This is a genomic window from Pseudoclavibacter endophyticus, from assembly GCF_008831085.1.
Lineage (GTDB): Bacteria > Actinomycetota > Actinomycetes > Actinomycetales > Microbacteriaceae > Pseudoclavibacter > Pseudoclavibacter endophyticus.
Genome location: NZ_WBJY01000002.1, coordinates 135540 through 147740 on the forward strand (window position 1 = coordinate 135540; position 12201 = coordinate 147740).

Annotated in this window: 7 protein-coding genes, 1 tRNA gene, 1 other RNA gene and 1 pseudogene; 5 read left to right on the forward strand and 5 right to left on the reverse strand. The window is 71.6% G+C overall.

Annotated elements, in window-relative coordinates; genetic code table 11:
- Positions 1-50: 50 nt before the first annotated feature.
- The 5 genes from F8O04_RS10335 to ffs form a co-directional block, all read right to left on the reverse strand.
- Entirely contained in the window at positions 51-2144 is a 2094-nt protein-coding gene (locus F8O04_RS10335; protein WP_158029307.1) for a RecQ family ATP-dependent DNA helicase, read from the reverse strand.
- A 167-nt stretch (positions 2145-2311) separates the two neighbouring features.
- Positions 2312-2396, reverse strand: a tRNA-Ser gene (locus F8O04_RS10340).
- Positions 2397-2442: 46 nt separating this feature from the next.
- Complete coding sequence (locus F8O04_RS10345) at positions 2443-3093, reverse strand: NAD(P)H-binding protein (RefSeq protein WP_158029308.1); 651 nt, start codon at positions 3091-3093, stop codon at positions 2443-2445.
- Between the two features lie 86 nt (positions 3094-3179).
- The gene (locus F8O04_RS10350; protein ID WP_158029309.1) at positions 3180-3689 is read right to left on the reverse strand and encodes a mycothiol transferase; all 510 of its coding nucleotides are present in this window, start codon (positions 3687-3689) and stop codon (positions 3180-3182) included.
- A gap of 72 nt (positions 3690-3761) precedes the next feature.
- Positions 3762-3858, reverse strand: an RNA gene (ffs, locus tag F8O04_RS10355) — signal recognition particle sRNA small type.
- A gap of 101 nt (positions 3859-3959) precedes the next feature.
- On the opposite strand from ffs, the gene pta reads away from it, so the two are divergent.
- The 5 genes and pseudogenes from pta to recR all read left to right on the forward strand — a co-directional run.
- Positions 3960-6128, forward strand: a complete 2169-nt coding sequence (pta, locus tag F8O04_RS10360; protein WP_158029310.1) for a phosphate acetyltransferase — start codon at positions 3960-3962, stop codon at positions 6126-6128.
- On the forward strand, positions 6125-7363 hold the full coding sequence (locus F8O04_RS10365) for an acetate/propionate family kinase (protein ID WP_158029311.1): 1239 nt from the start codon (positions 6125-6127) through the stop codon (positions 7361-7363). The genes pta and F8O04_RS10365 overlap by 4 nt, the downstream gene beginning before the upstream one ends.
- A 130-nt stretch (positions 7364-7493) precedes the next feature.
- Positions 7494-8762, forward strand: a complete 1269-nt coding sequence (locus F8O04_RS10370; RefSeq protein ID WP_158029312.1) for an MFS transporter — start codon at positions 7494-7496, stop codon at positions 8760-8762.
- A 25-nt stretch (positions 8763-8787) separates the two neighbouring features.
- Positions 8788-11514 carry a DNA polymerase III subunit gamma and tau gene (locus F8O04_RS10375; protein ID WP_158029313.1) on the forward strand — a complete coding sequence of 909 codons (2727 nt, stop codon included), beginning with the start codon at positions 8788-8790 and terminating at the stop codon, positions 11512-11514.
- 2 nt (positions 11515-11516) lie between these two features.
- Positions 11517-12101, forward strand: a pseudogene (gene recR / locus F8O04_RS10380) (recombination mediator RecR); the annotation flags it as partial.
- Positions 12102-12201 lie beyond the last annotated feature (100 nt).

Sequence of the window (12201 nt, forward strand, 5' to 3'; positions counted from 1 at the left end):
GCCCCTCCGCGGCGCGATTGTCGAGCCCCGTGAGTCGCGCGGGAAACTCGTCACGCCCGGAGTGCGAGCGTGAACGGGAAGACGGCGGTGGCGCCCGCCCGGCGAAGCGCGCGGGCGGCGAGCGTGAGGGTCCAGCGGGTGTCGGCGATGTCGTCGACCAACAACACCGGCCCGGCCGGAACGGAGAGCGCGCCGGCCGAGAACGAACCGTGGAGGTCGGCGACGCGGAACGCGCTGTTGCCGCCTGGACGGGCTTGTCGATTCGACTCGCCGAGCTCGAGGGCGCCGAGCAGCGGGAGCCGGCCGATGCGCGAGATCTCGCCGGCGAGGGAGGAGACGAGTGCGGGGTGCGACCGTGAGGGAACGGCGGCGACGGCGATCGGGCGCTCGTGCCAGCCCCACTCGGCGAGCACGCGCACGCATCCGTCGATCAGGCGTGGCGGCACCGGCTGATCGGGGGCATCGGTTGCGAACAGTTCGCGCAGCGGGCCGCCCCAGCCGAGATCGGTGAGCCGGGCGAGCGCGCGACCGGGCGCCGCCTGCTCGTCAGCGGGGATACGGCCTCGCAGCGGCACTCCGAGCCGGTCGAGGCCCGATGGCCACTGTCGGCGCGGCTCGATCTCGACGCCGACGCGGTCGACGGCGGCCGTGGCGCTCGCCGAGGCGGTCTCGCCGACGTCTGCCGAGAGCCAGGCGCCCGCGCAGTTGTCGCAGCGGCCGCAGGGCGTCGCGGCGTCGTCGTCGAGGCAGCGCTGCAGGTAGGCCATGCGACACGTCGTTGTGGTCGCGTAGGCGAGCATGTCGTGCTGTTCGGCGCGCCGTGTCTTGGCGATGCGCTCGTAGCGCTCCGCATCGTACGTCCACGGATTGCCTGTCGAAGACCAACCGCCGCGCTCGCGGCGAACCGCGCCGTCGACGTCGAGCACTTTGAGCAGCAGCTCGAGGCGCGAGCGGCGGATGTCGACGAGGCTCTCGAGCGTCGCGGTCGACAGGGGGGCCGACGCGTCGGCCAGAGCGGTCAAGACCCGCTCGGCGCGTTCGCGGTCTGGCATTGAGGTGGTCGCGAAGTAGTGCCAGATCTCAGCGTCTTCCGGGCGAGGGAGGAGCACGACGTCGGCGGATTCGGTGGATCGCCCCGCGCGGCCCACTTGCTGGTAGTAGGCGACGGGCGAGGAGGGCGCGCCGAGGTGCACGACGAAGCCGAGGTCGGGCTTGTCGAAGCCCATGCCGAGGGCGCTGGTGGCGACGAGGGCCTTCACCTCATTGCCCTTGAGCATGCGCTCCGACTCGGCACGCTCGTCGGCGTCGCTCTGGCCGGTGTAGGGGCGCACCTCGTGCCCGCGCTCGCGGAGCGCACGAGCGGTGTCGTTCGCGCCCGCCACGGTGAGCGTATAGATGATGCCGGAGCCGGGCAGCTCGTCGAGGTGGTCGAGCAACCACGCCAGCTGGGCGGTCGAGTCGGGGAGGTCGATGACGCTGAGGCGCAGGGATGCCCGCGCGAGCGGCCCGCGGATGGTCGTCACCTCGTCGCCGCCGAGTTGCTCGACGATGTCGGCGACCACGCGCGAGTTCGCCGTCGCCGTGGTCGCGAGCACCGGCACGGCGCCCGGAATCTGGGAGATGAGTTCGCGGAGGCGCCGGTAGTCGGGGCGGAAGTCGTGCCCCCAGTCGCTGATGCAGTGGGCCTCGTCGACGACGAGCATGCCGATGCGACGCACGAGCTCGGGCAGCTGCTCCTCGCGGAACGTGGGGTTGACGAGCCGCTCGGGCGACACGAGCAGCACGTCGACCTCGTCGGCGTCGAGCCGGGCGCGCACGTCGCCCCACTCGTGCTGGTTGGTCGAGTTGATCGCCACCGCATGGACTCCCGCGCGCTCGGCGGCCTGCACCTGGTCGCGCATGAGCGCGATCAGCGGTGAAATGAGCACGGTCGGACCGGCCCCGCGATCGCGAAGCAGCTTCGTCGCGACGAAGTAGACGGCCGACTTGCCCCAGCCGGTGCGCTGCACGACGAGGGCGCGGCGCCCGCCCTCGACCAACGAGTCGATCGCTTCGAGCTGCCCCTCGTGGAACTCGGCGTCGTCGCGCCCGACGAGTGCGCGCAGTGCGGAACGGGCCGTGGTCTCGAGTGCGCTGCCGATCATGCCTTCAGCCTGACAGCAGCGTCCGACATCCGACAGGAGTGCCGGCGGAGGAGAGGGGATTCGAACCCCGGCAACGCATCGCGTTGCCCCGGAGCGCGGAGCGCGAGGCAGGCCGCGTTGGTGTGGGCGCCCATGGAGGGTGGGCAGATCGCCTGGGGGGCAAGCGGCGGAGGATAGGGGATTCGAACCCCTGAGGGCTTGCACCCAACACGCTTTCCAAGCGTGCGCCATAGGCCACTAGGCGAATCCTCCAAGGCTGCGCAAGCGCAGGCCAGCGACCATCATACGGCAGCCGGAGCTAGAGCGAGGCGACGGCCTCGCCGACCGGGGTGTCGCCGTTCACGAGATCGAACTGCATGCGGATCGCCGCGCGCTGTTCGAGCGCCTCGCGAAGGACCAGCGCCACGTCATCGCGCGTGACGGGCGACGCGTCGAGACCCTGCCCGACGGTGACGTGCCCGGTGCCCGCGTCGTTCGTGAGGCTGCCGGGCCGCACGATGGTGTACTCGAGGTCGGCGCGAGCGCGGATCTCGTCGTCGGCCTCCGCCTTCGCGCGCAGGTAGACCTGAAAGACGTCGTCGCTTTCGCCGTCGTGGCGATCTGCGTTGATGGACGACACGATCACGAGCCGTTTGATGCCGGCGAGCCGGGCCGCGTCGGCGGTGAGCACGGCGCCGTCCCGGTCCATCGTGATCTTGCGGGCCGCACCTGAGCCCGGGCCGGCGCCCGCGGCGAACACGATCGCGTCGGCGCCGGACAAGCCCATGGCCACCTCGCCCGTGTGCGACCGCTCGAGATCGACCACCCATGGCTCGCCGCCATGCGCGCGCACGTCACCCTGGTGGTCCGGGTTGCGGATGAGACCGACGACCTCGTGCTGGTGGGCGTGGAGCAACTGCGTGAGGCGGAGGGCGATCTGACCGTGTCCACCGACGATGGCGACCTTCATGCCGCTAGACAACCGCACCGACCTGGATGCACGCATCCTGCCGATTGCGTCGCCCCGGCCCCGTGACCGACAGCTCGCCCACCCGGTCAGTCTCGCCGCGGCATGCCGAGCACGTATGCGGCCTGCGCGATGTGCTGGGCCGCGTCGTCGATGAGGCTGATGAGCCGCACGCCCCGCGTGACGGGCGGCTGCCAGTTGCGATCGATGACCTCGTCGAGGGCCGCTTCGTCCAGCGTGCCGAGATAGGCGTCGAGGGCGTCGAAGCAGGCGCCGAGGTAGTCGAGCAGCAGGGCGGCGTCATCGACCGCGATCGCGTGGGCCTGCTCCGGCGTATGCCCATAGCCGTGGGTCTCGCCGAGCGGGCCGAGGTCGAACCGCTGGTCGAACTCCTGCGTCGACCAGACGGGATCGGCGCCGCTGAGTGGCGCGAGCTGCGCGTCGATCTCGCGCCCGCTGTGCCAGAGCAGCCACGCGACCGAGTTGTCGTGCCCGCCCGGGTGCGCGTTCAGCACCTCCGGGTCGAGGCGGTCGCGAAGCGCCTCGGCGGCGCGCCGCGGACGATTGGCGAGATCACGGAGAACGTCGATGGCATCCATGCGGCAGAGGGTACGCCGACCGGATGCACGCCACGCGATGATGGACGGGCACGCGGGCACGGGGCGCGGAAGAAAAAGGACCCCCCGCGCACCCGCCAGAGCCTGGTTACCCTTGCTGCGTTTCCGCCCTGGGGGAGTTGGCCTGGATGGCGCCACGCGGGGAGCCGACGGCCAACGATACCCGAACGCACCGCGCGACGCACGCGCGCTCACGGCCGCGAGAGCGCCGACGCGGGCGCATCGACATTGGCCGCACGTAGGATGCGCCGCGTGACTTCGAGCATCTATCTCACCTCGTCGCAGCGATACTCCGGCAAGTCGACGGTCGCCCTCGGCATCCTCGACGCCCTCAGCGGTACGGCCGGACGGGTCGGCGTCTTCAGGCCCGTCATCCGGACCGACGACCGGGACGCCCGCGGCGACCACGTGCTCGAGTTGCTGCTCGAACGCGCCGACCGGAGCATCGGGCTGACCGGCGAGGACGCCTCCGGCGTGACCTACGACGACGTGCACGCCGACCCGGATGCGGCGCTGGGCGTGATCCTGTCGAAGTTCCACGAGCTTCAGCGCCGCTGCGACACGATCGTCGTGGTCGGGAGCGACTTCACGGATGTGGCGCATCCGACCGAGTTCGCCTATAACCTGCGCATCGCCGCGAATATGGGGGCGAAAGTGCTCATGGTGCTCTCCGGCCGCGATGACGCCCTTGGCGCGAGGCCGGCCGAGGACGTCGCTGCGGCGCTCGAGGTCGTGCTCCCCGAATTCGTCGCGTCGCACGCCAGCCTGCTCGGCGTGTTCGTCAATCGCGCCGATGAGGAGGCAGCAGACGCCATCGCCGAGGCCGTCACGGCGGTCGTGCGGAACCGCGCCGCCGGGGACGACGCCCGGGCGCCCGTGTGGGTGCTGCCCGAGCAGGCGCTGCTGAGCGCGCCGACGGTGCGCGACCTCGTGGAGGCGGTCGACGGCACGCTGCACTCGGGCGATGAGAACCTGCTGGACCGTGAATCGCTCGGCGTCGTCGTTGCGGGCATGGGCATGGAACGAGTGCTCGAGCGCCTCATCGAGGGCGGCGTCGTCATCGTCGCCGCCGACCGCACCGAGACCCTGTTGGCAGTCCTCCTTGCCCACTCCGCCGACACGTTTCCCTCCCTCGCCGGCGTCATCGTCAACGGGCCGTTCGCGTTCTCACCGGTCATCCAGCAGCTGCTCGACGGCGTCGACTCGAACCTGCCGATCATCCGCTGCGACACCGGGACGTTCGAGACCGCGCAGCGCGTCATGCAGACGCGCGGCTTCCTCGCGGCGACCTCCCGCCGCAAGATCGATGTCGCGCTCGCATCCTTCGAGCGCAGCGTGCCTGGTGATGAGATCCGCGCGCTGCTCGACGTCGCGCCCTCGAGCGTGGTCACACCGCTCATGTTCGAGTACACGCTCCTCGATCGCGCGAGGCGCGACCGCAAGCACATCGTGCTCCCGGAGGGGGCCGACGACCGCATCCTGCTCGCTGCGGGCACGTTGCTCGCGCGCGAAGTCGCCCGGCTCACGATCCTCGGCGACGAGAGTGAGGTGCGGGCGCGGGCCGCAGAGCTGGGCGCCGACATCTCGGACGCCCGGGTGCTGTCCCCGGACGACCCCGCGCTCGTCGCGCGCTTTGCCGAGGAGTACGCGCGCCTGCGTGCCCACAAGGGAATGACGGTCGAGGCCGCGGCCGACCGGGTGCAGGACGTCAGCTACTTCGGCACGATGATGGTGCATCTCGGCCTCGCCGACGGCATGGTCTCGGGCGCGGCCCACACGACGGCCCACACGATCCGCCCCGGTTTCGAGATCGTGCGGACGAAACCGGGCGTGTCGATCGTGTCGAGCGTGTTCCTCATGTCGCTCGCCGACCGCGTGATCGTATACGGCGACTGCGCTGTGAACCCCGATCCGACCGCTGAGGAGCTCGCCGACATCGCCATCTCGTCGGCCGCGACGGCCGCGCAGTTCAGCATCACGCCGCGCGTGGCGATGCTGTCGTACTCGACCGGCCACTCCGGCTCAGGCGCCGGCGTCGAGAAGGTTCGCGAAGCGACACGGATCGTGCGCGAGCGGCGACCCGATCTTGCCGTCGAGGGTCCGCTGCAGTATGACGCGGCCATCGACGCGGCGGTCGCGGAGAAAAAGCTGCCCGGCAGCCTCGTCGCCGGGCAGGCCACGGTGTTCGTCTTCCCCGATCTCAACACGGGCAACAACACCTACAAGGCGGTGCAGCGCTCGGCGGGCGCGGTCGCGATCGGCCCCGTCCTGCAGGGCCTGAACAAGCCCATCAACGACCTGTCGCGCGGCGCGCTCGTGAGCGACATCGTCAACACGGTCGCCATCACGGCGATCCAGGCGCAGAACGAAGCGCCGACGCCCACCGGCGCGGTGGGCCCGGCAGCGGTGGACGCCGCATGACCGTCGCGCTCGTCATCAACTCGGGATCGTCATCGCTCAAGTACCAGGTGCTCGACATGGTGACGTGCGGAGTGCTCGGGCAGGGCCTCATCGAGCGCATCGGGGAAGAAACCGCCGACATCGCGCATCGCGTCGGTGACGCGAGGTACGAGAGCAGGGGGCCGATCGCCGACCACATCGCGGCATTCGCCGCGATGATGGCAGCGTTCGCGGAGCACGGCCCCGACATTGAGGGGCGACGCCCCTCGGTCGTCGGCCACCGGGTCGTCCACGGCGGTCGTCGCTTCGATGGGCCGGCGATCGTGACCGATCGCGTCGAGCGCGACATCGAGGAGCTCGAGCCGCTCGCGCCGCTGCACAATCCGGCGAACCTCGAGGGCATCCGCGCGGCTCGCACCGCGTTCCCCGACCTGCCGCATGTCGCGGTGTTCGACACGGCCTTCCACGCGAGCATCCCGGAGGCCGCAGCGACCTACGCGATCGACCGCGAGGTCGCGGCGAGGCATCGTGTGCGGCGCTACGGCTTCCATGGCACGAGTCACGCCTATGTTGCCAACCAGACCGCGGCCTTCCTCGGACGCCCGATCGACGAGATCGACACGATCGTGCTGCACATCGGCAACGGCGCCTCGGCGTGCGCCGTGCGCGGCGGCCGATCGATCGATACGAGCATGGGCATGACGCCGCTTGAGGGCCTCGTCATGGGCACGCGCTCGGGCGACATCGACCCGGCCGTGCTGGTGCACCTGCACCACCACGCCGGTATGTCGTTCGACGAGCTCGACGACTTCCTCAACCGGCGGTCCGGCCTGCTCGGCCTCGCCGGCTCCAGCGATCTGCGCGACGTGCTGCGGGCGGCCGACCGGGGCGACGCGGATGCCAGGCTCGCGATCGACGTGTACGTGCACCGTATCCGCCGCTACCTCGGGGCCTACCTCGTGGGGCTCGGCGGGGCCGACGCGATCGCGTTCACGGCGGGCGTCGGTGAGAACGCCGCGCCGATCCGCCGGCTGGTCGTCGCGGACCTCGAGTGGCTCGGCATCGAGCTCGACGCCGAGCGCAACGCCTCGCCGGCGCGCGGCACGCGCGTCATCTCGACCGACGCATCCCGCACCGCGGTGCTCGTGGTGCCGACCAACGAGGAGCTCGAGATCGCGCAGCAGTCGCTCGAGACCGCGGGCATCTCGGCGAACGGGCAAGCGGAGACGGGCACGGATACCCACCGCCGCGGATGACGTGTGACCTCCCGCGCCTCCTGAGGCCGTGACCGGGCCACCCCACCCGAATCGATCGAGGGGCGATCACGGGAGTACAGTCGTCGGTCGGCCGGAACCGGCCGGAAGGAGCGGTGGGGAGGTCGAGCCGATGGCCGGAACGGGCGGATCGAGAAGCGCGGCTGGGACGGGCGCCGGCGGCCCCCGCGGGACGTGGCTCGTGTTCGCGGCGGTCGTGCTCATCGCATTCAACCTCCGCACCGCGGTGCTCGGCTTCGTGCCCGTGCTCGACGTCATCGGCGACGACCTCGGCTACGGGACGGCCGCCGCGGGTGTGCTCGCCACGATTCCCACGCTCGTGTTCGGCGTCATGGCACTCGCGGGGCCGGTTCTGTTCCGAGTCGCCGGCGGCGAGATGATGCTCGCTGCGAGCGCCGCGGCGATGACCGTCGGCATCGTGCTGCGGTCGTTCGCGCACGACGTGTGGCAGCTCGGCCTCACGTTCGCCATCGCGATGGCGGGCATCGGCATCGCGAACGCCGTCCTCGTGCCGGTGATCAAGCAGTACTACGCGCACCGCCTCGGCCTGATGAACGGCCTCTACCTCAGCATGATGCAGATCGGGCCCATCGCCGCCCCCGTCATCGTCGCGGTCATGATCGAGCGCGACGCCGGGTGGCGCCTCGCGACCGGCGTCTGGGCGATTCCCGCCGTCCTCGCGCTCGCCGCCTGGGCCGTGCAGGTCGTCGTCGTGCGCCGGTGGGATCGCGACCCCGCGACCGGGCCGATCGAACAGCTCACGCCCGAGCCGCGCATCCGGTTCGGGCTGCTACTCCGGTCACGGCTCGCGTGGGGCATCACCGGCCTGTTCTCGATGAACGCGCTGATGACGTACACGCTGCAGGCGCAGCTGCCCGGGCTGCTCACGGACGCGGGCTTCACGCTCACCTTCGCGACCACGATGCTGTCGATCTTCGCGGTACTCGGCACGGTCGGGTCGCTCATCGGCCCCGCCGTCACGGCGCGGCTCGCCCGGCCGTACATGCTCGTCGCCTCGCTCGTCACCAGCATCCTCATCGGTCTGCTCGGGCTGCTGCTGGCGCCTGCTGCCGCGCCCGTGCTGTGGGTCGTGCTCATCGGCGTGGGCCTCAACAACTTCCCCGTCGCGCTCACGCTGATGAACCTGCGCTCGCGCACTCGCGCCGGCGCGGCGGGCCTTTCGGGTTTCGGGCAGGGCGTCGGCTACCTCGTCGCGTCGGTCGGCCCGCTCGGCATCGGCCTTGCGCGGTCGGTGAGCCACGGGTGGCTGCTTCCCGTCGTGCTGCTGATGCTGACCGTGCCGGTCTCGCTCGTCTGCGGCTGGCTGGCGACCCGCCCGCGCATGATCGAGGACGAGCTGCCGAGCGGCCCCGCGCGCTGAGCGGCAAGACCCTACGATGGTCGGCATGGTCGCCGCCCTGTACCGCCGTTATCGGCCGGACACGTTCGCCGACATGATCGGGCAAGCGCAGGTGACCGAGCCGCTGCGCACGGCGCTGCGCACCGGTCGTGTCCACCACGCCTATCTCTTCTCGGGCCCGCGCGGCTGCGGGAAGACCACGTCGGCGCGCGTGCTCGCGCGCTGCCTCAACTGCAAGCAGGGCCCGACCGATGCCCCCTGCGGCGAGTGCGACAGTTGTATCGAGCTCGCGACGGGGGGCAGCGGCTCGCTCGACGTCATCGAGATCGACGCGGCGAGCCACGGCGGGGTCGACGACGCCCGCGATCTGCGCGAGCGGGCCGTGCTCGCGCCGAGCCGTGACCGCTTCAAGGTCTTCATCATCGATGAGGCGCATATGGTCACGTCGGCCGGGTTCAACGCCCTGCTCAAAGTGGTCGAGGAGCCGCCGGAGCACGTTCGGTTCGTCTTCGCGACGACCGAGCCCGAGAAGGTCATCGGCACCATCCGCTCGCGCACGCACCACTTCCCGTTCCGGCTGATCCCGCCCGCGGTCATGCTCGAGTACGTCGAGCAGCTGTCCGGCTCCGAGGGCGTCGCCGCCGATCCCGGAGTACTCCCGCTCGTCGTTCGCGCCGGCGGCGGATCGGCCCGTGACACGCTCTCGCTCCTCGACCAGGTCATCGCGGGCTCGGAGGGCGATCGCATCGACTACGAGCGCGCCGCCGCGCTCCTCGGTTTCACGGCGGCGGAGCTGCTCGACGGCACGATCGATGCCTTCGCGGCGGGCGACGCTGCCGCCGCGTACCGCACCGTCGACGGCGTCGTGCAGTCGGGGCAGGACCCCCGCAGATTCGTCGAGGACCTGCTCGAGCGTGTGCGCGACCTCATCGTCGTGAAAGCGACGGGCGAGGGTGCCGAGCGCGTACTGCACGGCGCGAGCCCGGCCGAGCTCGACCGCCTCGGTGAGCAGGCCGGTCGGTTCTCGCCGGCGGGACTCACGGCGATGGCCGACCTCGTCAACGAGACCTTGACCGAGATGACCGGCGCCACGTCGCCGCGCCTGCACCTCGAACTCATGACGGCGCGCATCCTCGTCGCGTCGAAGGCCGTGTTCGCGGGCGATGCCGGGGCCGGTGCCATCGCGTCGATCGAGCGACGGCCGGATGCCGCCGGCGGCGCAGACGACCACGTCGCGTCGGGCGCCGGTTCGTCGGCGTCAGAGATGGCGACGACGGCGACGTCCGTGCCTTCGACGCCCCGGCCGGGGGAGGCCTCCGCGCCGGGGCCGACGAGCGCGTCGGCCGAGCCCGAGCCCTCACCCGCGCCCTCACCCGCGTCCTCACCCGCGCCCCAATCGTCGCCCGCCGCGGCGGAGCCCTTGCCCGCGGCCGAGCCGCCGACGCCCGCCGCGGCCGAGCCGCCGCCCGCCGAAACGACGGTGCCGGAAGCAGGCGGCGACGGGACCCACGCTGGAACGCAACCCGTGGCATCCGGCCCGTTGAGCTTCGCGCAGCTGCGCGACGCCTGGCCGACCGTGCTCGACCGCGTCAAGCGCGACGGCGGCACGCCCGCCTGGACGGCGGCGCAGCTCATCCATCCCCGAGACCTCTCCGACGACGTGTTGTCGTTCGAGGTCGATGACAAGCAGAAGCTCGACCGATTCCGCACGCCTCCGCACGGCGGTGGACCGGCTCCGAGCGACCTCGTGCGCACGGCGATCCGTGACCTCTTCGGGGTGACGGTGAAGTTCAAGCCCCGCAGGGCCGCAGGCAGGGAAGGCGCCGACGCCTCGGATGGCAAGGGCGCGGGCGGTTCGGGCGGCGACGCCGACGAGCACCGAGCACGAGGGTCCTCGGACGCGGCGCCCGGGTCCTCTGCGCCCACGTCCTCTGCGCCCTCGGCCGCGGCATCCTCGAACGGCCGAGGCGGCGGTCCGGTCGGCTTGAACTGGACGGTCGCGGCGATTCCCGGCTCGAACCGGGAGGTCGACGACGGTCCCGGCTCGGCGTGGGCCGAGGCCGCCACGTCGTCGGAGGCCGCTGCAGCGCCTCCCGTCCCGGTCGTGGCGGAGACGCCCTCGCCGGCGACGCCGTCCGCTCCGGCCCCCGCACCCATCATGCGGGAGCCGGATGATGCCGACCGCACCGGCGGCGACCGCACGCAGCACGACGCGGCCACGACCGGCGCAGGCGTCACCCCCGGTGCTTCCGGCGCAGACCAAGCCCGGCCGTTCGATCTCGACCGGGCACCTGAAGTGGTGGCACTGCGCGACCTCGAGGCACGGCGTCGTGAAGAGGCCGACGATGCGGCCGCCGATCCCTCCGCCGCCGAGCCCGTCCCCGCCGACGCGCGCGCGGCGAGCCCGTCGCCGGCCGCGACGAGCGAGCCATGGGCGGTGATGCAGCCGGGCACAACATCGGGCCAGCAAGGGCCCGAGTTCGCGTCGACGAAACGCGCCTCGGCACCCGGCTCGCCGCCCGTGCTGCACCGTCCGCCAGAGCCGGCCCCCGGCATCAACGGCGTCGAGCGGTACGGCGAGTCGGTGATTCGCGAACTGCTCGGAGCCCGGTTCGTCAGCGAAGAAGCCCTGCCAGAGCCGGTGCCGCCGATGGGCGGCGCCATCGACAGTACGGCCGGCAGCACGGCCGGGGATGGCGCAGACGGCGAGTGGGTGCCGTCGGACGCCGACGCCCCGCCGCCGGACGACGCCCCGCCACCGGAGGACGACTGACCGTGTACGAGGGCATCGTTCAGGAACTCATCGACGAGCTCGCCCGGCTTCCCGGGGTGGGCCCGAAGTCGGCGCAGCGCATCGCGTTCCACATCGTGCAGACTCGCAACTTCGACGTCACACGCCTCGCGGGCGTGCTCATGGAGGTCCGCGAACGCATCCGGTTCTGTGAGATCTGCGGCAACATCTCGGAGCGCGAGCAGTGCGTCGTCTGTCGCGACCCGCGGCGGGACCCCACGATCATCTGCGTCGTCGAGGAGCCGAAGGACGTCGCCGCGATCGAGCGCACCCGCGAGTTCCAGGGCCGCTACCACGTGCTCGGCGGCGCGATCAGCCCCATCGAAGGCATCGGGCCCGACGATCTCAACATCCGATCGCTGCTGCACCGCCTCGAATCCGGCGATATCTCCGAGATCATCGTCGCCACCGACCCGAACCTCGAGGGTGACGCGACGGCGAGCTATTTGTCGCGACTGCTTCGCTCCGTCGGCGTGAGTGTGAGCCGCCTCGCGTCGGGTCTGCCGGTCGGCGGCGACCTCGAGTACGCCGACGAGGTCACGCTCGGCCGGGCATTTGCGGGGCGTCAGGCCATGGGCGACCGGCGGAGCATCCCGACCCGTCCGGCCGTCGGCGGCTGGGCCAGCGCCCCGCCGCCCGAAGAGCCGACGCCCCCGCCTCCGGACGACG

Excerpts from the sequence above, each read along its gene's own strand:
- F8O04_RS10335 (WP_158029307.1), bottom strand. The coding sequence starts at position 2,144 with ATGATCGGCAGCGCACTCGAGACCACGGCCCGTTCCGCACTGCGCGCA.
- F8O04_RS10345 (WP_158029308.1), bottom strand. The coding sequence starts at position 3,093 with ATGAAGGTCGCCATCGTCGGTGGACACGGTCAGATCGCCCTCCGCCTC.
- F8O04_RS10350 (WP_158029309.1), bottom strand. The coding sequence starts at position 3,689 with ATGGATGCCATCGACGTTCTCCGTGATCTCGCCAATCGTCCGCGGCGC.
- F8O04_RS10365 (WP_158029311.1), top strand. The coding sequence starts at position 6,125 with ATGACCGTCGCGCTCGTCATCAACTCGGGATCGTCATCGCTCAAGTAC.
- F8O04_RS10370 (WP_158029312.1), top strand. The coding sequence starts at position 7,494 with ATGGCCGGAACGGGCGGATCGAGAAGCGCGGCTGGGACGGGCGCCGGC.
- F8O04_RS10375 (WP_158029313.1), top strand. The coding sequence starts at position 8,788 with ATGGTCGCCGCCCTGTACCGCCGTTATCGGCCGGACACGTTCGCCGAC.